This window comes from Streptomyces sp. NPDC057486 (genome assembly GCF_042802415.1).
Taxonomy (GTDB): domain Bacteria; phylum Actinomycetota; class Actinomycetes; order Streptomycetales; family Streptomycetaceae; genus Streptomyces; species Streptomyces yanii.
The window spans coordinates 121450-146555 of the sequence record NZ_JBHVEE010000007.1 but is presented as its reverse complement, the minus strand read 5'-3'; the positions used below and the strand labels follow the sequence as shown (position 1 = coordinate 146555).

Below are 25106 nucleotides of genomic sequence, written 5' to 3'. Positions count from 1 at the left end.
GGGACGGCCCGGGCCGTCCCCGCCCACCGGCACAATCGAGTGGACCCGGTCGTCCGTCAGCAGCGAGAGTGAGGGCATGACTTCACTCGTACGACACGTCACCATCGACTGCGCCGACGCCTACAAGCTCGGAAGTTTCTGGGCCGAGGTGCTCGGTGCGCAGCTGTCCGACGAGGACCGGCCCGGTGATCCCGAGGCACTCGTCGAGACCCCCGGCGCCGCACTGCTGTTCATTTCGGTACCCGAGCCCAAGGCCGTCAAGAACCGCGTCCACCTGGACATCCAACCGCAGGACCGTACCCGTGACGAGGAGGTCGAGCGACTGCTCGCCCTCGGTGCCACTCTCGTCGGCGACCACCGCAAGCCGAACGGCCGGGGCTGGGCGACGCTCGCCGACCCCGAGGGCAATGAGTTCTGCGTGGAGTGCAGCGCCGCGGAACGGGCCACGCTGACCGCGACCCGGCTGCCGGTCACCGCGGACGACGTGACCACCGCGGTCCATCTCTCGCTCGCCGCGCTCCGTGAGGTTCCGGAGGACCACTGGCGGGCACCCGCCGGGACACTGGAGTGGGACTCCTGGGAGACCGTGGAGCACCTGAACGACGATCTCTTCGCGTACGCAGCCCAGTTGGGCCCGAAGAAGCCGCCGCTGGACCGCGAGGTGCCGTACCGCTGGGGAGCCGAGCGCAAGGGCGGCCCCGCCAACGCGATCTTCGCCAACCCCGACGCCGGTGCGGTCGGACTGCTGCAGACCCTGGAGGCGAGCGGGGCACTGCTGACCGCGATGGTACGGACGACCCTGGCGGATGTCCGCTCGTTCCACGCGTACGGGATCTCGGACCCGGAGGGCTTCGCCGCGATGGGGATCGTGGAGACCCTGGTGCATACGCACGATGTCGTTCGGGGCCTGGACATCTCCTGGGCGCCGCCCGCCGATCTGTGCGACCGCGTACTTGCCCGGCTGTTCCCGGACGCCCCGGACGACGCCGACCGGTGGACCGTGCTGCTCTGGTCCACCGGTCGCGCCGAGCTGCCCGGGCGTGAGCGCGTCAGCTCGTGGAAGTGGCGGAGCGCGCCGCTGGACACACCTGCTTCCTGAAGACTGCCACCGCCGCCGGCCTCGTCCGCCCGGGTGGCCGTCCGTGCGCCTTTCCGTACGTCGTCGATGTCCCTCCGACCGTTGCACGGGATGACGGGGCCGGGCGCCTCGGCCGTCGAGGCGTACGACCCGGACCGCACCCGCAGGAACGGCGAGGTGGCCCGCGGTGCGCTCGCTGGTGAGAACCGCGGGACCGGATCAGCGACGAGACGGTACGGGTACTGCCGGCCCGGATCGGTGGGGACGACCCGGCCCAGGTGGTCATCCCTGCCTAGTGCTGCCCGCCGTGATTCGGCGTGAGCCCTTAGGCGGCGTCCCGTGCCGGATAGTCGACGTAGCCCTTGGCGTCCCCGCCGAAGAAGGTGGACGGGTCAGGGGTGTTGAACGGGCCGCCGGCCTTCAGACGGGCCGGCAGGTCCGGGTTGGCGATGAACAGAGCGCCGTACGAGATGATGTCGGCGATCCCGTCGTCGATCACCGAGTGGTCGTCGGGTCCGGTCGGTCCGTCCGTCAGCACGTTGATGACGAAGGTGCCGGAGAACTGCTTGCGCAGCGCGAGGGTCAGCTCGCGGATCTCCACCGCCTCCAGGATGTGCAGATAGGCGAGGCCGAGCGGTTCGATCTCCCCTACCAGCGCGGTGTAGACCGCGTCCGGCGCGGGCTCGTCGATGTCGTTGTACGGGTTTCCGGGCGAGATGCGCAGCCCGGTGCGCTCCGCACCGATCTCGCCGGCGACGGCCTTGACCACCTCGACGGCGAAGCGGATACGGGCCTGCTCGGAACCGCCCCACTCGTCGGTGCGCAGGTTGGTGTTGGGGGCGAGGAACTGGTGGATGAGGTAGCCGTTCGCGCCGTGCAGCTCGACCCCGTCGAAGCCCGCGTCGACCGCGTTGCGGGCGGCCGTCGCGAAGTCGGCTATGGTCTGCCGGACCTCGTCGCCGGTCAGTTCGCGCGGTGTGGTGAAGTCCTCCAGCCCCGTGCCGGTGTAGAGCTGTCCGGCGGGCTTGACCGGGGAGGCGCTGACGGGGGCGAGCCCGTCCGGCAGCAGGTCCGGGTGGCCGATCCGGCCCGCGTGCATGAGCTGGGCGAAGATCCGGCCGCCCGCCGCGTGCACCGCGTCGGTGACCTTGCGCCAGGACGCGACCTGCTCCGCGCCGTGCAGGCCCGGGGTGAAGGGGTAGCCCTGACCGACGGCAGACGGCTGGATGCCCTCGGTGATGATGAGCCCGGCGGAGGCGCGCTGGGCGTAGTACTCGACGGTGAGATCGGTGGCGGTGCCACCCTCACCGGCCCGGCTGCGAGTCATCGGGGCCATGGCGATGCGGTTCGCGAGCCGGGTGCCGGACAGGTCGATCGGGTCGAATGCGGTGGTCATGGGAGCCCCCAGAGAAAATTACATGGTCGGCCAAGTATTTCGGTTCTGCGCCACTGTAACGCATTGATTGGCCGACCAAGGTAAAGTGCGCAGCAAGCGCAGGAACCGGCCACGGACCAGGCCGGAGCACCGCCCCGAGGAGTCCCCATGAAGGCCGAACCCGTCGACCCCGCCTGTACCGAGCTGCCGAGCGCCGCCCGTGGCGGCCCGGTCAGTCATGCCGTCTCACGGGTCGCCCGGCTGCACCGGATCGCCGCGGGCAAGGCGCTCCGGGCGGCCGGGCTCTACCCCGGCCAGGAGTTCCTGATGATGCATCTGTGGGATGCCGGCGCGGTGCGCCAGTCGGAGCTGATCAAGGCGGTCGACCTCGACCCGTCGACCGTCACCAAGATGCTCCAGCGGCTCGAACAGGCCGGCCACGTCCGCCGCTGCCCCGACCCGGACGACCGGCGGGCCGTCCTGGTCGAGGCCAGTGCCGACAGCTGCGCGCTGCACTCCGATGTGGAGCACGCCTGGACAGCTCTGGAGGAGCACACGCTCGCCGGTCTGGACGCGGCGGAGCGCACCGAGCTGGCCCGGCTGCTGGCGAAGGTCGAGGAGAACCTCTGCCACCGGACCGAGGGCTGCCCGGATACCCGCTGACCGGAAGCGGACCGGGCCGGTCAGCCCGCCAGCACCTCCAGCGCGCGGTCCACATCGGCCTGCGTGTTGTAGAGGTGGAATGCCGCCCGTAGATTCCCGGCCCGGTCCGAGACCGTGATCCCGGCCCGCGCCAGCGCGGGCTCCCGGCCGCCGAGACCCGGCACGGCAACGATCGCGGTCCTGCCGGGCACCGGTTCGTGGCCGATCCCGGCCAGCCCGGTACGGAACCGGGCGGCGAGCGCGGTGTTGTGGGCGTGTACGGCGTCGATGCCGATCTCGGCCAGCAGTGCGAGGGAGTGCTCGGCACCGTGGTAGGCGAGGAAGGCGGGCGCCTCGTCGAAGCGGCGCGCGGTACCGGCGAGCCGGCCGATCGGACCGTAGGTGCTGTTCCAGCGGTCCTCGCCGGCCACCCAGCTCGCGAAGAGGGGCGGCAGGGTCTCCTGCGCCTCCTCGGTGACCGTGAGGAACGACGTACCGCGCGGGCAGAGCAGGAACTTGAAGCCGCCCGTGACGGTGTAGTCGTAGGCCCCGGCGTCCAGCGGCAGCCAGCCCGCGGACTGGGTGGCGTCGAGCAGAACCCGGGCTCCGTGCGCGGCGGCCGCCGCCCGGACCGCGTCGAGGTCGGCGAGGCGGCCGTCGGCGGACTGCACGGAGGAGAGGGCGACCAGCGAGGTCGTGGGCCGCACCGCCTCGGCCATGCCGTCCAGCGGGACGTACCGCATCCGCAGATCCCCGCGGGTCGCGAAGGGGCCGACGACCGAGCTGAACTCCCCCTCGGGGACCAGCACTTCGGCGCCCGGCTCCAGCGAGGCCGCGATCAGACCGACATGCACGGCGACCGAGCTGCCGGTGGCGACCCGGTCGGGGCCGACGCCGACGAGCCCGGCGAACCGGACCCGTGCGGCGTCCACGGCGTCGAAGCTGCCCGCACCCGCACCGGTGCCCGCGGCATTCTCGTCGGCGAGCGCCTTCACTGCCTCGACGGTGCGGCGGGGCAGCAGCCCGCAGCTGGAGGTGTTGAGATACGTGGTCTTGGGCGCAAACTCGGCGCCTGCCGCCTGGATGAGCGAGGAGATCTCCATACGCCCACCCTGAGGGCCCCTCAACTCATCGTCAATCACGAAGAATTGAGGGGTGCCCCCAAGCAATGCTTATGTGTGCAGCCGGGCGGGGTGGAGCGGGTCAGTCCTGTCCGCCGGACTGCGGGACCTCGCACGCCCCGTCGGCGTCGCAGGCTGCCGCGTCCGAGCCGATCGCGGTCAGCGGACGGTCCTTCCACGCCTGCTCCAGCGCCTGCGCGAACACCTCGGCGGGCTGGCCGCCGGAGATCCCGTACCGCCGGTCGAGCACGAAGAACGGCACCGCGTTGGCCCCCAGCTCGGACGCCTCGCGCTCGTCGGCCCGCACCTCGTCGGCGTACGCCTCGGGGTCGGCGAGGACGGCGCGCGCCTCATCGACGTCGAGCCCGGCCTCGACGGCCAGCTCGACCAGCACGTCACCGTCGAAGACGGACCGCTCCTCGGCGAAGTTCGCCCGGTAGGCGAGGCTCAGCAGCTCGTCCTGGCGGCCGCGAGCCTTGGCCAGGTGGAGCAGCCGGTGGATGTCGAAGGTGTTGCCGTGGTCGCGGCCCTCGGTGCGGTAGCCGAGCCCCTCGGCCTGTGCGTTGGCCGCGACATTCGCCTCCATGGCCTTCGCCTCTTCCCGGGTGCGCCCGTACTTCTGCGCCAGCATGTCGATCACCTGCACGGTGTCGCCCTTGGCGTACGTGGGGTCGAGCTCGAAGGACCGGTGCACGACCTCGACCTCGTCGCGGTGGGCGAACCCCGCCAGGCCCTTCTCGAAGCGGGCCTTCCCGATGTAGCACCAGGGGCAGGCGATGTCGCTCCAGATCTCGACGCGCATGTCTCTTCTTCTCTCCGTGTTCTCGTACGAACGGCTCGGGCAGCGCGGAGTCACTCTCCGCCCCGTTTGACAACGCAGGAGCGGACGCCCTGATTCCCCCGGTAGCCCACGGCCGGTCCTGCGCCGCCCCCGGGGACCATGGCGACGTGAACCACCGCGTCGATGTCCCGGTCGAGGACGGCTCCGCGGGCCCCGCACTCCCGGACGCGGGTGTGGAGAGGTTTGACATAACTCACTCCGGGTCCTCCTCCTGGTCCGGCGAAGGGACGCTCCGCCGAGTGTGATCACGACCGGAGGCAGACCCCGGTTCATCGGCGCCGCGCCCCCCACGACCGCACCGGCCGGCAGCGTCGGCCCCGCGCGCCCCTCCGCCCCGCCGCGCCGTCCCGTGCGGCGGACCGCACGAGGGCGGCGTGATCTGCTGTCGTCTGCGGGCGGGATCTCGCGATGGGCACGCAAGTGCCGCTGGAGATCAGGGGCGTTGCCGAACCGCCGCCTTCGACACCGGTGCGGTGCCTGCACGGTGCGTCCCGGGCACGCTTCGTGCCGGTGGCGCACCGGATTGCGGGCACGGCAGTCCGTACGGATTCGGTGCATCCAGGTGTGGCCCAAGTCCGGCCGCTCGATGCTGGTTGCCTCGTGCACGCGGGACTTGCCGATGCCCTGTCGTGATCACGATCCAACGGGTGGCGATGCCTGCGACGGCACGTGTCCGGTGGCCCGGTGAGCTCTGCGATCGGGCATCGAAAAGGTACGGGTGACGGCTACCGGCGAGGCGCCGGTGCAGCGCCTGCCGGTCGATTCCCATTACACGAATATTCAACTGGCCGTCCCTGCCTGCGCTGTGCGCCGTCCCTAAGGTCTCTGAGGGTTTCGAAAGAAGGGGTTCATGGACACACACATCGCCATCCGGGCTCGCGGTGTCACGAAATGTTTCGGTGACGTCGTCGCGCTCGACGGCATAGAACTCGATGTGGCGCAGGGGCAGATCCATGGCCTGGTCGGACCGAACGGCGCCGGGAAGACGACCTTGCTCGGCCTCCTGCTGGGGCTCGCGGTTGCCGACAGCGGTCGCCTCGAGGTCCTGGGCACACCGGTCGGGCGGGCACTCGACGCTCCCGACGGTGTCGCCGGCTTCGTGGACAGTCCCGCTCTCTACCCCTCGCTCACCCCACGGCAGAACCTCGCCGCGCTGGCCTCACTCCGCGGCCACGACGCGCGCACGGCGGAAGTCGACGACGTACTCGCCGAGGTCGGCCTCACCGGCGTCGCCGACGACCGCACCCGCGGCTTCTCCCTCGGCATGCGCCAGCGGCTCGGACTCGCCGCCGCCCTGCTGACCAGGCCCCGGCTGCTCGTGCTCGACGAACCGTCCAACGGCCTCGACCCGGCGGGCAAGAAGCACGTGCACGGTGTCCTCAACCGGCTCGCGGCCGACGGGACCGCCGTCGTGCTCTCGAGCCACAACATGGACGACCTCGAGGCGCTGTGCTCCGAGGTGACCATCCTCGCCGCCGGACGCGTCGTCTTCTCCGGCCCGCTGAGCAAGCTGGGCACCGACAACCGCGAACTCGACTACCGACTGCTCGCCTCCGACCCGCAGGCCGCCCGCCGACTGGCTGTCGACACGGCCGGGATCCGGGTCGTCGACGACGCCGACGTACGGCACGACGCCCGGACGCTCGTCGTGCGCGCGCAGGTGCCCGCCCTCGACGAACTGGTGGCGGGGCTGGTGCACGCGGGCATCGCGGTGCGCGAGCTCGCCCCCGTGGTGTCGCCGCTCGAAGCCGCGTTCCTCGCCCTCACCGAACAGCAGGAGGCCGGCCGATGACCGCGGCCCTCACCCCGAGCCGGGAACAGGAACAGGAGCACGGGCAGGTGACCAGGGGCCCTCGCGTCCCCGTCACCCGCGTCTGTCGCTTCGAGTTCGTCAAACTCGTCTCACAGTGGCGGATCCGCCTGCTGGTCCTCGCCTGCTGGATCGTTCCCGCCCTCTTCGTCGCCGGCGTGAGCCAGCAGGCCACGCTCCCCGTGGACACCCTCTTCGGGCGCTGGATGCACGCCTCCGGGTGGGCCGGGCCGCTGGTGATGCTCGGTTTCGCGGGGGCCTGGGCGCTCCCGCTGCTGACCTCGATCGTGGCCGGTGACGTGTTCGCCTCCGAGGACCGGCTCGGCACCTGGCGCCAGCTGCTCGTGGCGGTCCGCTCGCCTCGGCGGATCTTCGTGGCGAAGGCAGCCGCCAGCCTCACCGTCCTGCTGCTGCTCGTGGCCGGGCTCGCGGTCTCCAGCACGGTCGGCGGCCTCCTTGCGGTCGGCAACCAGCCGCTGGTCGGCCTCGACGGCCACCTCCTGGCGCCGTCGGACGCCGCCGTTCAGGTCCTGCTCTCCTGGATCTGCGTCCTCGCTCCGACCCTGGCGCTCGCCGCGCTCGGCTTCCTCGGGTCGGTCACTCTGGGACGCTCCCCGATGGGGCTGCTGGTGCCCGTACTCGTCTCGCTTGCGATGGCGGTCGCCCAGATGCTGCCGCTCCCCGTGGCCGTCCGGGTCGCCCTGCCCAGCTACGCCTTCATCTCCTGGAACGGACTGTTCACCGGCCCGCAGCAGCTCGGCCCGCTGCTGATCGGCATCGTTGTCAGCCTCGTGTGGGCCGTGGTCGCGACGGCGCTGGCCTACGTGCTCTTCGTACGGCGCGAATTCACCAACCCGACCCACGACGGTTCGGGCCGCCGCGCGATCACCGTCGGAGTCCTGCCGCTCGTCGGGGTGGCCGCCGTGTCGTTCGCGGTCGTCGCCGCGACGACCTCGGCGACGGGCTCCGGGATCGAGCAGGACAAGGTGCAGCGCTCGGTCGCCACGGCGTTCGCGCACCTGTACCGCATCCAGACCGACCAACTCAACCGACCAGCCGTCACCGAGGCCCAGTTGAAGGCCACGGCGGCGTGCAACAAGGGAAGCACCAGGGTCGCAGCGCAGGGCCCGGGCAACGACTGGCGCTGCGTCGTCAGCTGGCATCTTCCCGGCGTCGAGGCCTCAGGACAGGCCATCTACCAACTCGACGTCACTCCGGACGGGCGGTTCATGGCCGATGGCGATGGACCGAAGGAAGTGAACGGCTACTTCCTGGTGCGGACCCCCGAAGGTGACGCACCGAACCCGCTGTGGCAGTTCGACGGCAACGTCGAGCTGCTCGACACCACCCCGAAGGGATAACACTCAATGCAGGTGACTCGCCGCCGCAAGCTCGCTGAGGAAGCTCGGATCAGCCTCCTCGGTAGACTCATCGGCCGCCGGATACCGCTGTTGACGGCCGGCACCACCGCCGTCGCTCTCGTGGTCGCCGGCACGGCGTTCGCGCAGACCCACCAGTTCGGCACGGACCAGGTCGGTCAGGTCACTGCCGACGGCCAGGTCGTCTCCGGCAACCAGTACATCGCCCCGTACGGCGACCGTCTTGTCATCAACGAGGGCAAGATCATGTCGTCCTCGGTCAGCCCGGACGGCACGCACATGGCCGCCTCGGTCACCGACGGTGGCGCGGCCCTGGCCATCGTGGACCTGAAGAACTGGAAGAAGCAGCAGCTCGTCAGCAACGCCGCGTCGTCCAACCCCCGTATCAGCAGCAACAACGTGGGCCAGGAAGGCCCGACGTACTCGCCCGACGGCAAGCAGCTGTGGCTGGGCCAGCCGGACGGCTACACCGTGTTCACCGTGAACGCGGACGGCAGCGTCTCCAGCCCGAGGACCGTCACCATCCCGGCTCAGGGTTCCAAGAAGGCCCTGGTGGGCGAGGCGGTGTTCTCGGCCGACGGCAAGACCGTGTACTCCGCGGTCAACGGCCAGAACCGGGTCGTCTCCATCGACGCGGCGACCGGGACCATCAAGCAGAGCTGGGCCGTGGGCAACGCCCCGCGCGACATGATCGTCGTCGGTGACAAGCTCTACGTCAGCAACGAGGGTGGCCGTCCGGCCAAGCCCGGCGAGCCCACGATCAACTCGTACGGCACGCAGGTACTCGCCGACCAGAAGACCGCTGCCACCACCAGTGGCACGGTCAGCGTCATCGACCTGGCGAACCAGGACGCCGCCCCCTCCAGCATCGAGGTCGGTCTGCACCCGACCGCCCTGTACGCCAAGAACGGGGCACTGTTCGTCACCAACACCGCGACCAACGACGTGTCGGTCATCGACACGGCGAAGGACAAGGTCGTCCAGACCATCGCCACCCGGCCGTGGGCCAAGGCCTCGGTGGGTTACGAGCCCGACGCGGTGACCCTCACCGACGACGGTCACCTGCTGGTGACCCTCGGCCGTGCCAACGCGGTCGCGGTCTACAAGTACACCTCCGCGCAGGAGCCGGTGAGCTACGTCGGCCTGCTCCCGACGGACTACTTCCCGTCGGAGATCACCACCGTCGGCGACCAGGTCTACGTCTCCAACACCCGTGGTATCGACGCGCGCCGCAAGGCCAGCGGTCACGGCACCCACGACACGACGTCGAGCGTGCAGAAGTTCACGCTGCCCGACGACAGCGTGATCAGGTCCTACACCGGCAAGGTCTTCAAGCAGAACGGCTGGAACGGCGAGTCGCTCAAGAAGTCCGACGGCTCCCCGGCCAAGCCGGTGCCGGTCCCGGTCAAGCTCGGCGACCCCTCGACGATCAAGCACGTCTTCCTGCTCGTCAAGGAGAACCGGACCTACGACCAGGTCTTCGGTGACATGCCGGAGGGCAACGGCGACCCGTCGCTGGCGCAGTACGGCGAGAACGTCACGCCGAACCAGCACGCCCTGGCCAGGCAGTTCGGCCTGTACGACAACACGTACGACATCGGCACGAACTCCGCCGAGGGCCACAACTGGCTGATGCAGTCGGACAACCCGGAGTACACCGAGTCCTCCGCCGGTGAGTACACCCGCAGCTACGACACCGAGGACGACGCCCTCGGCCACCAGCAGACCGGCTTCATCTGGACCGGTGCGCAGGACGCCGGCAAGTCCGTCCGCAACTTCGGTGAGTTCCAGCAGTTCCTGACCAAGCCGTCGGGCGCGAGCTGGCAGAACCTGTACTGCGACACCAAGAACATGACGGCCACCGGTCAGGACACCGCCTACCCGCTGAACTCGACCTCGCCGATCCCGTCGCTCAACGACGTGTCGGTGCACGGCTACCCGAAGTTCGACACCAGCGTCCCGGACATCTACCGCGCCGAGATCTGGAAGAAGGACTTCCAGAAGAACGGTCCGGCGAACCTGAACATGTTCTGGCTCTCCAGCGACCACACCGGTGGCCCGGTGAGCGGTGCCGCCCAGGTCGCGGACAACGACGTCGCCGTCGGCAAGATCGTTGACGAGATCTCGCACAGCAAGTACTGGAAGGACTCGGCGATCTTCGTCGTCGAGGACGACTCCCAGGCCGGCACCGACCACGTCGACGGCCACCGCGCCCCGGTCCAGATCATCAGCCCCTGGGCCAAGCACGGCACGGTGGACAGCCACTACTACTCGCAGATCAACATGATGCGGACCATCGAGCAGATCCTCGGGATCCAGCCGATGAACCAGAAGGACACCGCGGCCAGCCCGATGGCTGCGGCGTTCACCCAGAGCCCGGACTTCACGCCGTTCACCGCGCTGCCCAACCGGGTTTCGCTGACCGACGGTGTGAAGAACGGCGCGCCGTCCTGTGGTCTGGACACCCCCGCGGCGCAGAACCCGAAGGCGGAGGCCGTGCCGGCGGCCTCGGTGCCGGCGGACATGAAGAACGTCGCCTCCGAGTGGGACCAGTGGAAGTCGAAGCAGCGGCTGACCGGTTCCCGGGCCGTGCCGGACTACGCTCCCTCGGCGCAGATGAACCACTTGGCCTGGTACGAGCGGTACAACTGGAAGAAGCCGTACCCGGGCGAGAAGAAGATCTTCGCTCCTCAGGACGTGCCGGGCGCGTTCATCCCGTCGGCGGAGAACGACGGCTGACGTAGGCCGGTCAGCACAGCCTGATCGCGTAAAGGAGCCCCTGGCCGGCGTCGCCGCCGGCCAGGGGCCCTCTTCTGTCTCCTGCACAACAAGCAGAGGCTGCCGAATCGCCGACGCGTGACGGCCCATCGGGCAAGCCGCGATGGAAACGGGGCGGGCCCGCCCCTGCCGGGTGGTGGGGCGGGCGGGGCCCCTCCGGGGCAAGTGACCGTGCCACCAGGGGCCAGGCCGTCACCTCGAGCCCGTCCGGCGATTGAGGACGGAACCGGCCACCCCGGACCGGGGCACCACACCACACAACGCCCCGCCCCGCCCAGGGGCCCCGCACCACGCAACGCCCCCGGCAGGGTTCAGCTGCCGTCGCGCAGGTCGTCGAGCCCGGACGGCCGGAACGCGATCCGGTCGAACGAGGCCCGGCAGCCCTCGCCGGTCGGCGACTGGACCAGGAAGCCGATGGCTGCCGGCTGCTCTGCGGCGCCGAGGGCGAAGGTGCGGATGAAGGTCCACTTCTCCCCGTCGGCGGAGGCGTGGAAGGCGTAGGCGCTGCCGGTGCGGCTGAGCCGCAGCCAGAAGCTGTCGCCGTCCACGACGAAGGAGTTGGCGTCGTCGGAGTGACCGCGGGTGACGACCGTGCAGATGGTGGGGTCGGCCGGGGAGAACTCCAGGCAGAGTTTCGCCCACTCCCGTTCCCCGACGTGGAGGTAGAGCACTCCGGCGTCGAAGGCCGCGGCGAAGCCGACCTTCACCCGGGCGATCAGCTGGAAGTCGCCTTCGGGTGCGGTGCCGAGCAGACGCGGTGCGTCGCTCACGGATGCGAGGCCGTCACCGCCCGGCGGCACGAACCGGTCCTGCCGGGCACCCGCCCGGCCGGTCAGTGCGCCGCCCTCGTACACCCACTGCCCCTCGGGCCCGAACGGCCGCAGCTCAAAGGGGAGTTCGGGTAGGTTCACCGTCATGCGCGACGCCCGTCGACGCGGCGCGGCAGGCCCAGCGGGTTGTCCTCGCGCAGCTCCGGCGGCAGCAGGGCCTCCGGAGTCGTCTGGTAGCTGACCGGGCGCAGCCAGCGCTCGATCGCGGTGGCGCCCACCGACGTCGAGGTGGAGGTGGTGGCCGGGTAGGGACCGCCGTGGTGCTGGGCGGGGGCGACGGCGACTCCGGTCGGCCAGCCGTTGACGAGGACCCGGCCGGCCAGCGGGGTGAGGGCCGTGAGGAGTCCGGGGGCATCGGCGTCGGCGCCCTCCGTGGCGATCTGGAGGGTGGCGGTGAGGTTGCCGGGGAGCCGGGAGAGGACGGCGGTGATCTCGTCCTCGGAGGCGTAGCGGGCGACGACGGTGACCGGGCCGAAGCACTCCTCCAGGAGCGCGTCGTGCGGCCCTTCGGTGGCGAGCAGCTGCGCCGGAACGGTCAGGAAGCCGGCGGAGACGGTGTGGTCGCCGCCCGCGCCGGGGGTGACCGGGGCGTCCACGTCGGGGAGTTCGGCCCGTTCGCGTACGCCTGCGACGAAGGCGTCCCGCATCCGGTGGTCGAGCATGACGGCGGCCTCGCTGTCGCTGACCGCCTCGGTCAGCGCCTTCAGCAGCCGGTCGCCGGTCTCGCCGACCGGAGCCAGGACGAAGCCGGGCTTGGTGCAGAACTGGCCCGCGCCCATGGTCATCGAGCCCGCCAGCCCGGCACCGATCTGCTCGCCGCGCTCGGCGGCGGCCGCCTCGGTGACGACGACGGGGTTGAGGGAGCCGAGCTCGCCGTGGAATGGGATCGGGGCCGGCCGGGCGGCCGCGGCGTCGAACAGCGCACGTCCGCCACGGATGGAGCCGGTGAACCCGGCGGCGGCCACGAGCGGGTGCCTGACCAGCTCGACGCCCGCCTCGAATCCGTGCACCAGAATGAGTACGTCCTCGGGCAGCCCGACCTTCGCGGCGGCCCTGCGCAGCACGGAGGCGCAGAGCTCCGAGGTGGCGGGGTGGTCGGGGTGCGCCTTCACGACGACGGGGCAGCCGGCCGCCAGGGCACTGGCGGTGTCGCCGCCGGGGACGGAGAAGGCGAGCGGGAAGTTGCTGGCCGCGTAGACGGCGACGACGCCGAGCGGGATCTTGTAGCGGCGCAGGTCGGGCCACGGCGGGGTGCGGGTGGCGTCCGCGTGGTCGATGTGGATGTCGAGGAAGGCGCCCTCGTCGACGACCTCGGCGAACGCGCGCAACTGGGCTGCGGTGCGGGCGAGTTCACCGGTGAGCCGGGCCGGGCCGAGCGCGGTCTCGGCGTCGGCGGCCTCGATGACGTGCTCCCCGGCCTCGGTGAGCAGATCCGCCGCGGTACGCAGGAATGCGGCACGTACGGTGCGGTCGGCGAGCGCGTCGCGTACGGCATGTGCGGCCCGGACCGCACGATCGACCTCCTCCGCTGTAGCCTCCACGGCAACCTGCTCACGCGGGTTCCCGGTGCGGGGGTCGACGCTCCAGACTGGTGCTGTTGCCACCGTGTTTCCTTCCGGTCCTCTGCCACACATCAGAAGTTGTTCGGTATTCTGAACAGAGTTCCTGATCGTGAATATGTAGGGACTCTATTTCCGGGCGTTCCGTGTTGGCAAGAAGTGGGCTGGAAGGGGCGAGGGCGATGTCGGTTGCCGAGTCAGGTGGGGCACAGGTCAAGTCCGCGGTACGGACGGTGGAGCTGCTCGAGTACTTCGCCGGGCGTCCCGGTATGCATTCGCTGGCGGCCGTGCAGGAGGCCGTCGGCTACCCCAAGTCGAGCCTCTACATGCTGCTGCGCACCCTGGTCGAGCTGGGCTGGGTGGAGACCGACGCGACAGGGACCCGGTACGGCATCGGCGTCCGGGCACTGCTGGTCGGCACCTCGTACATCGACGGCGACGAGGTCGTCGCGGCCGCCCGCCCGACGCTCGACCGGCTCTCCGACGACACCACGGAGACCATCCACCTCGCCCGGCTCGACGGTACGAACGTGGTCTACCTCGCCACCCGCCAGTCCCAGCACTATCTGCGCCCCTTCACCCGCGTCGGCCGCCGGCTGCCCGCCCACTCCACCTCGCTCGGCAAGGCGCTGCTGGCCACCCACAGCGACGAGCAGGTCCGCAAGATGCTGCCGGAGACACTGCCCGCACTGACCGAGCACACCCTCACCGACCGCGAGAAGCTGATCGAGGAGCTGCACCTCATCCGCGAGCAGGGGTACGCGGTGGACCGCGAGGAGAACACCCTGGGGCTGCGCTGCTTCGGCGTCGCGATCCCGTACCGCACGCCGGCGCGCGACGCGATCAGCTGCTCGGTTCCGGTCGCCCGGCTCACCCCGGCTCATGAGCAGATGGTCAAGGACGCGCTGTTCGACGCGCGGGACCGGCTGACGCTCGCCACCCGCAGGCTCTGACCCGTGGACGCGCCCGAGGTCACGCTGCGCGAGGTGCGCGACAGCGACCTGCCGCTCTTCTTCGCGTACATGTCCGATCCGGAGTCGGTCCGAACAGCCGCGTTCACCAGTGAGGACCCGGGGGACCGGCCCGCGTTCGAGGCCCACTGGGCGCGGATCCTGGACAGTCGCACCGTGGTGATGAGGACGGTGCTCGCCGACGGCAAGGTGGTGGGCAACGCCGGGGTGTACGGGTCCGAGGGCGACCGGCAGGTGACGTACTGGATCGACCGGCCGCACTGGGGCCGGGGGCTCGCGACCGCCGCGCTCCGGGCACTGCTGGAGGCCGTACCGGAACGGCCGTTGCACGCCCGGGCGGCGGCCGACAACGCCGGTTCGGTGCGGGTGCTCCAGAAGTGCGGGTTCACCGTCACGGGCAAGGACCGGGGCTTCGCGCACGCCCGCGGCGAGCTGACCGACGAACTGCTCTTCACGCTGGACTGAGAACCGGGTGAGGGCCGTCTCCGCCGCGCGGCGGAGACGGATCGTCGTCGGGCAGGACGTGCGGGCGGACGGGGGGCGCGAGCGTGGATGTCATGACACAGACACCGACGGCGCCCTCCACCCGGACCGCACCGGCGCCGCCCGCGCCCACCGGCCGGTCGCGCGCCGTGCTCCGCACCCTCGCGATCGCCGCCTGCCTGCCGTACATCTCGCTCAAGGCAGCCTGGATCGCGGGCAGTCACATCGGCGTCCCCGCCGACAGCATGCTGCTCGACCACCGCACCGCGATGCTCGTGGCCAACGGTGCGTCGGTGCTGCTCGACTGCACGGTCGTGGTCCTCGCCCTGCTGCTCACCCAGGCGTGGGGGCGGCGGGTCCCGGCCTGGCTGCTCACCGTGCCGATGTGGGTGGCCACCGGGTTGCTGCTTCCGATCATGACCGGCTTCCCGCTGCAGCTGCTGGTGAAGGTGTTCGGCGGGACGACCGCCGGATCCGGCGGGGACGGGCGCCCCTTCCTCGACGAGTGGGTCTTCGGCGTCGTCTACACCGGCTTCATCGTCCAGGGCCTGACCCTCGGCGCCCTGTTCGTCCTGTACGCCAGGGACCGCTGGGGTCATCTGTGGCAGGGCACACTGAGCGACCTGCCACAGAGCCCGACCGCACCGGCGCTGCGGGTCGTCGCGGTCGTGGCCTCACTCCTCGCGCTCGTGCCCGGCACCGTCCATCTCCTCTGGGCGACCGGATCGACGGCCGGTCTGACCGAGACCCGGATCGCGGACCGTACGAGCGACTTCTACGCCCTCGAAGCGGTCTACACGGTGTTCACGGCCGTCACCGTCGCCGGTGTCCTGCTGCTCGCCCTCCGCCGCCGCGGTGCACTCGCCCTCAAGGTGCCGCTCGCGCTGGCCTGGGGCGGCTCCGGGGCACTGGGCTGCTGGGGCGGCTATCTGTGCATCGTCGCGCTGGGCCCGGTCGACGACATCGCCGACCGGCCCGCGGCCGGGATGCAACTCACCTACGCTGTACAGATGCTGGTCGGGATCCTGGTCGCCGCCCTGGGCGCCTACTTCTTCGCGGAACGCGCTGCGTCGACGAAGCCCGCCGGGCCGTCCGCGTGACCCTGCTCCTCGGCCGGCAGGCCCGGCTGCGCTGGCTGCACCTGATCATCGGCGGCGCGCTGCTGATGCCGTACTTCCTGGTCGGCACCGTGGTCGTCGGCATGTACAACCGCGACGGCAACGCCTTCAACTCGCTGCCTCTGCAACTGACCGCGTTCGCGTACGCCCTGCCGATGGCCGCGGTCACCGGTCTCTTCCCGCTCGCCCGACCGCTGTCGGTGGCCGCGGTCCGCGCCCTGTGCGGTGTCCCCGCGGAGCGGCTCGCCGACGGTCCGGCCAGGACGCGGCAGGCGAGAGTACGGACCGCGGGCTGGTTCACGCTGCATCTGGCGCTCGGCGCCGTCATCAGCGGGATGACCCTGGCACTGACACCCTTCGCGGTGACCGTGATGACGCTGCCGTTCCTCTCCTCCGTACGGAACTCTGCGGTGCTCGATCTGCCCCGGGCACTGACCCGGCCGTGGGCGCTGGCCCTGGCGCCGTTCGCCGGACTTGCGATGCTGGTCGCCCTGGCCGGCTGCGCGGCGGCGGCCGGGGCGCTGCTGGCCCGCCGCGCTCCGCTGCTGCTGGGCCCGACCCCCGACGACCGGCTGGCCGCCGCCGAACGCCGGGCGGCCGACCTGGCGGTCCGCAACCGGCTGGCCCGGGAGCTGCACGACTCGGTCGGCCACGCGCTCAGCGCCGTGACGCTCCAGGCGGGTGCGGCCCGCCGGGTACTGGACAGCGACCCGGAGTTCGTGCGCGAGGCGCTCACCGCGATCGAGGAGACCACCCGGCGTACGGTCGGCGAACTCGACTCCGTGCTGGGCCTGTTGCGACAGGAGGACGAGGGGGAGGACGGACTGACGGGACCGGCGCTCGACGCACTGGACGGCCTGCTGGCCCGCTGCGGGGTCCCCGTGTCGTACGTCGCCCGGGGCGATCCGGGCACGGTCCCCGCCGCCGTGTCCCGTGCGGCGTACCGGATCGTGCAGGAGGGGCTGAGCAACGCGCTGCGGCACGGCGGGCGGGCGGCACCGGTGGAGCTGCGGATCGCGGTGTGCGACAAGGAGCTGACGATCACTGTGGACAACCCGCTGTCCGGGCGGACACCGGTGGTGCGGCCCGGCGGCGGCCGCGGGCTGCGCGGCATCGCCGAACGGGCCGTCCTGCTCGGCGGCCGCGCCGAGGCCGGACCGCACGACGACGACAGGTGGCGGCTGACCGCTCGGCTGCCCCTGCACATCCCCGCACAGGAGAAACGATGAACACCGACATCCGGGTCGTGATCGCCGACGACGAACGCATGGTCCGCACGGCCCTGCGCGTCATCCTCGACGCCGAACCCGGCCTGCAGGTCGTCGGCGAGGCCGCGACCGGCGCCGAGGCCGTCTCCGTCGTGCGGGAGCTGCGCCCCGATGTGGTGCTGATGGACGTACGGATGCCGGAGGTGGACGGGATCCGCGCCACCGAGCAGATCCTCGGCTCGCTCGGCCCGCCCCCGCGGATCGTCGTCGTCACCACCTTCGAGAACGACTCCTACGTGTACGACGCCCTGCGCGCCGGAGCCGCGGGCTTCCTGCTGAAGCGTGCGGCGGCCGAGGACCTGGTCCGGGCGGTGCGGCTGGTCGCGCGCAGCGACTCCCTGCTGTTCCCGGCGGCGGTACGGGGACTGGCGGCCGAGTACGGCAGGCGGCAGGCGTCCGCCGCACCGCCCTGGGTGGCCCGGCTCACCGAACGGGAGGCGGAGGTGCTGCGGCTGATGGCGGCGGGGCTGGCCAACGCGGAGATCGCGGAACGGCTGCGGGTGGGCCCGGCCACGGCGAAGACGCACGTGGCGGCGGTGCTGGCGAAGACCGGAGCCAGGGACCGCACCCAGGCGGTGATCGCGGCGTACGAGTCGGGGTTCGTCACGCCCGGCTGACCCGGCCCCGTGGCGCGCAGTATGAAGAATCGGTGAGAAGCGGCACAGACGGGAACGCGCCGGGCGCCGCCGCTCGTCCCTCCAGCGGGATGAACAGAACAATCAGGCACACCTCGGTCTTCTGCCTGCTGCTGGTCCTCGCCCTGCTGGGGCGGGCGACCTGGGTGCAGGCGTACCAGGCCCAGGCACTCGCGGACAACGACCACAACCGGCGGAACACCATCGCGCAGTACGCGCAGCCGCTCGGCGACATCATCGTGGCCGGAGCACCGGTCACCGGATCGGAGAAGACCCGGGGCAGCGATCTCGCGTACAAGCGCACGTACACGCAGGGCGAGCTCTATGCCGCCGTCACCGGGTACAGCTCGCAGGCGTACGGCGCCACCCAGCTCGAAGGGATCTACAGCCATGTGCTCGACGGCACGGACAACCGGCTGAAGAACCCCGTCGACGTGGTGACGGGCAAGCAGACCTCGCCCGGCAGTGTGCTGACGACGATCGACCCTGATGTGCAGAAGGCGGCGTACGAGGCGCTCGGCAACGACAAGGGGGCGGCCGTCGCGATCGACCCCGCGACCGGGAAGATTCTGGGAATGGTCTCCACCCCCTCGTACGACCCGTCGAAGATCAGTGGGACGAACGACGGCGACGTGTGGAAGAAGCTGCTCTCCGACCCGGACAAGCCACTGGTCAACCGTGCTCTGCGGCAGCCGCTGGCGCCCGGATCGACGTTCAAGCTGGTGGTGGCGTCGGCCGCGCTGGAGAACGGTCTCTACAGCTCGGTCGACGAGCGCACGGACAGCCCCGACCCGTACACGCTGCCCGGCACCACCACGGTCCTGAGGAACGAGAGCGCGTCCGCACCCTGCGAGAACGCCACACTGCGCACGGCGCTCCAGTACTCCTGCAACAACGTCTTCGCGAAGGCCGCCGCCGATCTCGGCCAGGACAAGGTGCGGGCGATGGCCGAGAAGTTCGGCTTCAACACGGAGAAGCTGGACGTCCCGGTGCGCGCCTCCGAGAGCCTCTACCCGTCGGGCATGGACAAGGCGCAGACGGCGCTGACAGGCATCGGCCAGTTCGAGGTCACCGCGACCCCGCTGCAGATGGCCATGGTGTCCTCGGCCCTCGCCAACGGCGGTGAGCTGGCGGCCCCGCACATGGTGTCGAAGGTGGCGGACTCCGAGGGCAACACCCTGCAGGAGTTCGCGGACGGCGACACGAAGCGGGTCGTCTCCGCCTCGACCGCCGAGCAGCTGCGCAGCGCGATGGTCACCGTCGTCGAGCAGGGCACCGGCACCAACGCCCGGATCGACGGGGCGGAGGTCGGTGGCAAGACGGGCACCGCGCAGAACGGCGTGGGCAACAGCAACACGCCGTACGCCTGGTTCACCTCGTATGCGAAGTCGGCGTCCACCGGCAAGGAGGTCGCGGTCGCCGTCGTCGTGGAGGACTCGGGCTCGGCCCGCTCGGAGGTCAGCGGCAACGGCCTGGCGGCGCCGATCGCCCAGAAGATGATGAAGGCGGCGCTCCAGGGGTGAGAAACCGGGCGCGGAGGGCCGGCCGCGGCTGCCAGAATCGGGATCATGACCTCCGCGCCTTCCGACCCCCGCACGCTCGACGGACTGGACCGGACCGACTGGGCCGCGCTGAAGCATGTGTACGGCTCCGCGGTCGAGGTGCCGGGCTGGGTGCGCGACGTGTACGAGCCGGAGCGTGCGGATGACGCGGTGGAGGAGATGCTCACCTCCGTCTACCACCAGGGCGGTCAGATCTGTTCGGCCGCGCCGCCGCTGCTGCCGTATCTGGTGGCGATGGCCGCCGACCCGGTGGTGACGGTCCGCGGGGCACTGCTGCAGCTCGTCGGGAGTCTGGCCCGGGTCGGCTGCTGGCAGGCGGAGCGCCGGTTCGTCGACCCCGGCTGGTCCGCGGCGTGGACCGGGGCGCTGCCCGTGCTGCTCACACTGCTGGACGACTCCGATCCGGTGGTGCGCCGGGCAGTTGCCCAGCCGCTGTCGCATGCCGCCGCGGAGGCGGAGGCGGTGAGCGAGGCGCTGTGGGCGCGGTCGGACGCGGAGCCGAACGCGGAGGTGCGGTCGGAGCTCGTCGAGGCGGCCGGGAAGCTGCTGTTGCGGGCGCCCGGGCTGACCTCCACCCGCGACCGGTTGCGGGACATCGCCGGTCAGGGTTCCCCGGCTGAGCGACTCGCGGCGGTCACCGCGCTGCGACGGGCCCTCCCGGAGCAGCGGGACCCGGAACATCTGGAGACCGTCGTATCGGTCCTGCGGGATGCCCGGTTCGACGAACCGGGGCAGAACGAGTGGGGGTTCCGGAACGCGGCGAGGCTGGTGCCGTGGACGGCCGCGGCGTTCGGACCGGACCGCGAGGTCCGAACGGAACTGTCCCTGCGGCTCCTCGGCCACCCGCAGGCGGGGCATCGCGCGGGAGCGCTGCGGACCGCCGCCGAGGTGCTCAGCACCTGGCGCTCCCCCGTACCCGTGCTGCTGCCCGCCGTCGCAGGACTGCTCACCGACGCCGAGCCGGAGAACCGACAGTTCGCCGCGCGGGTACTCGGCATGTGCGGCGAGGCCGCCCGGCCGTGGGCCGACGGTCTGGCAGCCCTGTGCACGGGCGACGAGGTGTCCGCGGATGCGCAGGACACCGCGGTCTGGGCGCTCGCCCGGCTCGGCGACCGGCGCTGTCTGGGTCCCGTGGTGGACCGGCTGTCCGGGGGCCGGCTCGGCTTCGCCCTGCATCAGACGCACGCCGACGGCTGGTGGATGCACCGACTGGCGCTGCTGGACACCCTCGCGCCGCTGGCCGGGTGCGCCGACGAGCTGCTGGATCCACTGCGGCGGCGGCTCGCGGCGGCGACGCTCAAGAACGAACGGCGGGCCCTGTGCCAGGTGTTGACGGCCTGGGGCCGAGCAGCCGCGCCCGCTGTCCCGGAGCTGCTGCCACTGCTGGACACCGACGCGGCGGTCTGGGCGCTCGACGCCCTCGCCGCGATCGGCCCGGCGGCGGTCGAGGCCGTCCCGCGCCCTCGTCTGCGGGCGCTGGTCGACGCACCGGCGGAGGATTTCGCCGTATCGCGGCTGCGGGTGGCGTACTGGCGGCTGACCGGCGATCCGCAACCCGCGCTCGATGTGCTGCTGCCGGCGTTCGACGCCCCCTGGGGCCGCGAGGAGGTGGTGGGCTTCCTCGGCGAACTGGGCCCGTCCGCGGCGCCGTACGCCGAGCGGATACGGGCCCTGCTTCCCGAGCACAAGGAGGGCTGGCTTCCGCTGAGGTGCGGCTACGCCCTGTGGCAGATCACCGGTCGGAGCAGTGAGGCGGTACCCGCTCTGCTCGGGCTGCTGAACCCGCTCCAACAGGGCAGACACGCCTACCGGGCGACGATCACGGCCGTCCACCGCCTCGCCGAGATCGGCCCGCCCGCCGCCGCGGCGGCCCCGGCCCTGCGTGCCGTGCTGGCCGCCGATGAACGCCCGGTCCGGCACGGTGGCTGGGAGTCCGTGCCGGAGGACGACGAGCTGTGCGGGGCGGCGCGGGCCGCGTTGCGCGCGTTCGGGACCTGACCGGCCCGGACCGCCCCGCCGACGTGACTACTTCACGCCGAGCAGCTGCTCGATCGGGTCGATCGCGAAGTAGACCGCGAACAGTACCGAGGCGCCCCAGAGCAGCCAGTGCACTTCGCGCGCCTTGCCGAGGACGGTCTTGATGACCACGTACGCGAGGAAACCCGCCCCGATGCCGTTGGTGATCGAGCACGTGAAGGGCATCACGGCGATCGTGAGGAAGGCCGGGATGGCGATCTCGTACCGCTCCCAGTCGATGTGCCGGACGGTGCTGTCCGGCATGGGCACTCCTGGGTGGGTGAAAGTCCCTCGGTGGGTAGCTGGATTGTTCCTTCGGACACAGGGTCTTCAGGTTTTCGCCGTGTTACGCCTTACGTGGATCGCGCACCCGTGTCGAAGCGCTTCCGGGATGCGTTGATACGCTCTCGCCCCGCCCGCATTCCGCGGGTGGGAACGGGAACCGTACACAGTCGGACCACGCGCGTCACAGGGATTCGAGTGCAGGGAGAGGTACCCGTGGGCACAGTCGTCGACGATGCCGCTGCCGCCGAGTTCCATGAGTTCTTCGAGGCCCATTACGCCGAACTCGCCCGGCTCGCCCATCTGCTCACCGGCGAGGCCGACGCCGCGGACGATCTGGCTGCCGATGCTCTGCTGGCCCTCTGGCACCGCTGGGACCGGGTGAGAAACGCCGACCGTCCCGTCGCGTACGCGCGCGGCGTCGTCGCCAACCTCGCCCGTACCCGGATCCGCAGCGCGGTGCGCGAGCGGCGCAGGATCGCCCTGTTCTGGGCGCCGCGCGGGGCCGGGGACCGGTGCGCGGTCGACGATCCCGATGTGTCGGTGGTCGTCGATGTCCAGGGGGCGCTGCGCAGGCTGCCGTTCCGCAAGCGGGCGTGCGTGGTGCTGCGGCACGCCTTCGACCTGTCGGAGCGGGACACCTCTCTGGTGCTCGGGATATCCGTGGGCACGGTGAAGAGCCAGACCTCGCGCGCCGTCGCGGAGCTGCAGCGGCTGCTCGGTCCCGATACGCCCGCCGCGCAGGTACAGGTGGCCGTCGCGGCGCAGCGCAGCGGAGGAAGACACTGATGGACGACGAGCTGCGTGAGCGGCTGCGTACGGCTGCCGAGGCGCATCGCCCCGACCGGGAGCGGATGCTGGCCCGGATCGAGCGCGGAATGACGGACACGCCGTCCGCCCGTGCGCCGCGGGCCCCGCGCGGGACGATGCCGTGGCTGCGGGTCGCCGGGGCGACGGCGGCGGTCTGCGCGGTACTGGCCGCAGGGGCCTACGCGGTCACGTCGGCGGGCAGCGGGGACCCGCGCGGAAAGCAGGTCGCGGGCCCGCCCGCCTCGCCCGCTCCGGCGTCGCAACCACCGGCCGGGGGCGGCGCGCTGCCCACCGAGGACGGGCCGCTCCGGGTCGACGGCGCCGTCGACCCGCACAGCAACAGGTACTGGGCCCAGAGCAATGTGACGCTGCAGACGCAGCAACCGCTCGCCGGCCTCACCGTCGAGCTGCGGATCGCGCTCACCGGCGGGGTGAACACGACCGGTTCCTGGCGCTCCCTGCCGGAGCAGGACTTCGCCGCCTCCGCGCAGGAGAAGGGCGGTTTCCTCGTCTACCGCTGGACGCTGAAGCCGGGCCGGACGGTGCCGGTCGGCACGCACACGTTCGCCGGGCAGTACAACCACGCGGAGGGCGACCGGGACACCCGGGGCGACGACGTGACAGCGCGCGCCGTCCGTGCGACGGGCCAACCGGCCTCTGTGCGCGACGACTTCGGCCCGTCGGCGGGTTGAAGCGCTTCTGCGGCAGCGGAGATCTCGGCACCGGAGGCCGGAGCGAGGACCAGCCGACCGAGACGGGCAGCGACACCTGCTGCCGCTGCACCGCCTCGGACACCACCTACGACTGACCGGGGTCACCGATCGTCCGCGGTGGGTGGGTCGTCACTGGCCCGCCCACCGCTTCACGGTCGCCTCCGCCGCGGCCCGGTCCGCGGGGTTCAGCTTGGAGATCAGGGCGCCGTGGTTGCTGTTCGGTGCCTCGAAGAGCATGGAGTCGTGCTTGCTCGGCTTGAACCGCTCGGCGCTCCACGGGTCGTTCTGTCCGTAGACGAACATCATCCGCTCGCCGCGGGTGGCGACCCAGCGGTCGACGTCCTTGATGGTGCGCCCGTCGTACCCGACCCGCATGTCGGCGGGCAGCACCGAGTTGGGCTGGTAGATGCCGGGGTAGTGGCGGACGTCGGCCAGATGCTTGAACTTGAGGTCGGCCCAGCCCAGTTGGGCGGCGGCCTGGCGGTAGTACGGTCCGCTGCCCTCGGCGCCGTTGCCCTGGTCGGCGTACGGGCTGAGTCCGTGCCCCAGCGACCAGGTGTACAGCTCGTCGTCGGTGGCGGTCCTCGCGTCGGGGACGGCCGGGCAGTCGGCGTACGTACCGCTCTGCCAGAAGTTCCACACCTGGTCCAGTACGGAGAACTCGTAGGCCCGGTCGGCCGATCCGAGGTATTGGAAGGTGAGGCCCTGTTTCTCGGCGGTGGCCTCGAAGCGGGGCAGCATCCGGTCCCGCCGGACCAGCATCTCGCGCTGCACGGCGTTCAGGGCGGCCCGGCATTCGGGGGTGCCGACGGTCTCGAAGAACTTCTCGTAGCCGCTGTCGTCGTTGTTGGCGGCGTCGTTCGGTGCGACGTACGCGACGACGGCGTCCAGGTCGTCCGGGTAGAAGCGCTCGTGGTAGACCTGCGTCATCCCGCCCTTCGACGCGCCCGTGCCCAGCCACTTGGCCCGGTAGATCGCCTTGAGGGCCTGGACGACCGCGTGTTCGTCACTCGCCTCCTGCTGGACGGTCAGGTCGTTCCAGTCGACCGTCGCGGGCCGGGACTGGCTGAAGTAGCGGTGCTCGATGCTGACCTGGTTGGCGTCGAGAAGCCTGGTGATCTCGCGGGTGGAGCTGGAGAGCGAGTAGCCGCCCGTGTAGAGGACCATCGGCGCTGTCTCGGACTTGTGCCAGAGCGTGAGGCGCTGCTCGAACGTGCCGCGGTCGGGGCGCTCGTGGTCGATCGGCTGTGTCAGCGTGAGGGTGTAGTAGGGGAATCCCTCCTTGGTGGTCTGCGAGACGACGGTGAGTCCCGGTATCCGGTCCAGCTGTTCGCGTACGTCGGCGGCCTGAGCAGTCGCCTCGGCGACGGCGGAGGTGGGGCCTGCGGACGGGACGGGAGCGGCGGCGGTCGCGGCCGTGCCGGTGAGCAGGCTGGTGGCGGCGACGAGCCCGGTGCAGAACAGGGCGGGAAGCAGTGAGTGGCGCAACGCGGGATCCCCTCGGACGGCTGTGGTGCGATGGACACGACGGCGGCATAGTAACCGCTTGCCACAGCCATGTGATCACTCCGCACCGAAGGGATCCGTGGGCGGACGGACGAGCAACGACGTTTGCTCCGACGAATTGTTGACGACCCGTCGGCCAGCAGCCCTTGCCCGGTACGGCGCGCGGGTCGTCGATCCGGGTGCGCAGGGTCGGGGTCCAGCCGGCGCCCGAGGTGAGCTGCCCGGCGGGCACGCCCGCGTTGTGTACGGCGATCAGGTCGGTCCTGCGGCCGAGCTCCTGTCGGCCGGCGAGGGTGACGGGCCGAGGTCGAGCAGGGGTACGTGCTCCT

At 71.2% G+C, this 25106-nt stretch carries 21 protein-coding genes and 1 pseudogene; 14 read left to right on the top strand and 8 right to left on the bottom strand.

From position 1 onward, the window contains the following. Positions 1–76: 76 nt before the first annotated feature. Positions 77–1099, top strand: a complete 1023-nt coding sequence (locus tag ACFU6I_RS06175; protein ID WP_384362232.1) for a VOC family protein — start codon at positions 77–79, stop codon at positions 1097–1099. Positions 1100–1403: 304 nt separating this feature from the next. Here ACFU6I_RS06175 and ACFU6I_RS06170 read toward each other — a convergent pair whose 3' ends face one another. Then, positions 1404–2474, bottom strand: a complete 1071-nt coding sequence (locus ACFU6I_RS06170; RefSeq protein WP_384362208.1) for an alkene reductase — start codon at positions 2472–2474, stop codon at positions 1404–1406. A 147-nt stretch (positions 2475–2621) separates the two neighbouring features. On the opposite strand from ACFU6I_RS06170, the gene ACFU6I_RS06165 reads away from it, so the two are divergent. Beyond that, entirely contained in the window at positions 2622–3116 is a 495-nt protein-coding gene (locus tag ACFU6I_RS06165) for a MarR family winged helix-turn-helix transcriptional regulator (protein ID WP_384362205.1), read from the top strand. A 20-nt stretch (positions 3117–3136) separates the two neighbouring features. Here ACFU6I_RS06165 and ACFU6I_RS06160 read toward each other — a convergent pair whose 3' ends face one another. The 3 genes from ACFU6I_RS06160 to ACFU6I_RS06150 form a co-directional block, all read right to left on the bottom strand. Further along, a complete protein-coding gene (locus ACFU6I_RS06160) occupies positions 3137–4198 on the bottom strand; it encodes an aminotransferase class V-fold PLP-dependent enzyme (RefSeq protein WP_384362202.1) in 1062 nt (353 codons plus the stop codon). Positions 4199–4298: 100 nt separating this feature from the next. Further along, positions 4299–5018 (bottom strand): DsbA family oxidoreductase, encoded by a 720-nt coding sequence (locus ACFU6I_RS06155; protein ID WP_384362199.1) that lies wholly within the window; start codon positions 5016–5018, stop codon positions 4299–4301. 50 nt (positions 5019–5068) lie between these two features. Beyond that, positions 5069–5254: a hypothetical protein gene (locus tag ACFU6I_RS06150; RefSeq protein ID WP_384362197.1), complete on the bottom strand. Its 186-nt coding sequence runs from the start codon at positions 5252–5254 to the stop codon at positions 5069–5071. 653 nt (positions 5255–5907) lie between these two features. Here ACFU6I_RS06150 and ACFU6I_RS06145 point away from each other — a divergent pair. From ACFU6I_RS06145 to ACFU6I_RS06135, 3 genes are read left to right on the top strand one after another with little or no spacing between them, the layout of a single operon-like run. Continuing rightward, positions 5908–6849, top strand: coding sequence for an ABC transporter ATP-binding protein (locus tag ACFU6I_RS06145; RefSeq protein WP_384362194.1), 942 nt, complete (start codon positions 5908–5910; stop codon positions 6847–6849). Next, a complete protein-coding gene (locus ACFU6I_RS06140) occupies positions 6846–8228 on the top strand; it encodes an ABC transporter permease (RefSeq protein ID WP_384362191.1) in 1383 nt (460 codons plus the stop codon). The genes ACFU6I_RS06145 and ACFU6I_RS06140 overlap by 4 nt, the downstream gene beginning before the upstream one ends. Before the next feature lie 6 nt (positions 8229–8234). Then, positions 8235–10985 carry an alkaline phosphatase family protein gene (locus ACFU6I_RS06135; RefSeq protein WP_384362188.1) on the top strand — a complete coding sequence of 917 codons (2751 nt, stop codon included), beginning with the start codon at positions 8235–8237 and terminating at the stop codon, positions 10983–10985. 350 nt (positions 10986–11335) lie between these two features. On the opposite strand, the gene ACFU6I_RS06130 is transcribed toward ACFU6I_RS06135, so the two are convergent. Together ACFU6I_RS06130 and ACFU6I_RS06125 are read right to left on the bottom strand one after the other, a co-directional pair. Then, the gene (locus ACFU6I_RS06130; protein ID WP_384362185.1) at positions 11336–11941 is read right to left on the bottom strand and encodes a DUF1349 domain-containing protein; all 606 of its coding nucleotides are present in this window, start codon (positions 11939–11941) and stop codon (positions 11336–11338) included. Beyond that, positions 11938–13458, bottom strand: coding sequence for an aldehyde dehydrogenase (NADP(+)) (locus ACFU6I_RS06125; RefSeq protein WP_384362182.1), 1521 nt, complete (start codon positions 13456–13458; stop codon positions 11938–11940). The genes ACFU6I_RS06130 and ACFU6I_RS06125 overlap by 4 nt, the downstream gene beginning before the upstream one ends. A 137-nt stretch (positions 13459–13595) precedes the next feature. Here ACFU6I_RS06125 and ACFU6I_RS06120 point away from each other — a divergent pair, with 137 nt between their 5' ends. The 7 genes from ACFU6I_RS06120 (at position 13596) to ACFU6I_RS06090 (ending at position 21448) form a co-directional block, all read left to right on the top strand. After that, positions 13596–14366, top strand: a complete 771-nt coding sequence (locus tag ACFU6I_RS06120; protein WP_037691667.1) for an IclR family transcriptional regulator — start codon at positions 13596–13598, stop codon at positions 14364–14366. A gap of 3 nt (positions 14367–14369) precedes the next feature. Further along, complete coding sequence (locus tag ACFU6I_RS06115) at positions 14370–14849, top strand: GNAT family N-acetyltransferase (protein ID WP_384362179.1); 480 nt, start codon at positions 14370–14372, stop codon at positions 14847–14849. Between the two features lie 92 nt (positions 14850–14941). Further along, complete coding sequence (locus tag ACFU6I_RS06110) at positions 14942–15967, top strand: hypothetical protein (RefSeq protein WP_384362176.1); 1026 nt, start codon at positions 14942–14944, stop codon at positions 15965–15967. Next, positions 15964–17214: a sensor histidine kinase gene (locus ACFU6I_RS06105; protein WP_384362173.1), complete on the top strand. Its 1251-nt coding sequence runs from the start codon at positions 15964–15966 to the stop codon at positions 17212–17214. Before ACFU6I_RS06110 ends, ACFU6I_RS06105 begins: the two co-directional genes overlap by 4 nt. Continuing rightward, positions 17211–17870 carry a response regulator gene (locus tag ACFU6I_RS06100; RefSeq protein ID WP_384362170.1) on the top strand — a complete coding sequence of 220 codons (660 nt, stop codon included), beginning with the start codon at positions 17211–17213 and terminating at the stop codon, positions 17868–17870. Before ACFU6I_RS06105 ends, ACFU6I_RS06100 begins: the two co-directional genes overlap by 4 nt. An 89-nt stretch (positions 17871–17959) precedes the next feature. Then, a complete protein-coding gene (locus ACFU6I_RS06095; protein WP_384362167.1) occupies positions 17960–19411 on the top strand; it encodes a peptidoglycan D,D-transpeptidase FtsI family protein in 1452 nt (483 codons plus the stop codon). A 45-nt stretch (positions 19412–19456) separates the two neighbouring features. Next, a complete protein-coding gene (locus ACFU6I_RS06090) occupies positions 19457–21448 on the top strand; it encodes a hypothetical protein (protein WP_384362164.1) in 1992 nt (663 codons plus the stop codon). Positions 21449–21475: 27 nt separating this feature from the next. Here ACFU6I_RS06090 and ACFU6I_RS06085 read toward each other — a convergent pair. After that, positions 21476–21715, bottom strand: a pseudogene (locus tag ACFU6I_RS06085) (NCS2 family permease); the annotation flags it as partial. 249 nt (positions 21716–21964) lie between these two features. Here ACFU6I_RS06085 and ACFU6I_RS06080 point away from each other — a divergent pair. Then, entirely contained in the window at positions 21965–22537 is a 573-nt protein-coding gene (locus tag ACFU6I_RS06080) for a SigE family RNA polymerase sigma factor (RefSeq protein ID WP_384362161.1), read from the top strand. Further along, the gene (locus ACFU6I_RS06075; RefSeq protein ID WP_384362158.1) at positions 22537–23250 is read left to right on the top strand and encodes a hypothetical protein; all 714 of its coding nucleotides are present in this window, start codon (positions 22537–22539) and stop codon (positions 23248–23250) included. Before ACFU6I_RS06080 ends, ACFU6I_RS06075 begins: the two co-directional genes overlap by 1 nt. 150 nt (positions 23251–23400) lie before the next feature. On the opposite strand, the gene ACFU6I_RS06070 is transcribed toward ACFU6I_RS06075, so the two are convergent. Next, positions 23401–24759, bottom strand: a complete 1359-nt coding sequence (locus ACFU6I_RS06070) for a S28 family serine protease (protein WP_384362155.1) — start codon at positions 24757–24759, stop codon at positions 23401–23403. Between the last annotated feature and the right edge of the window lie 347 nt (positions 24760–25106).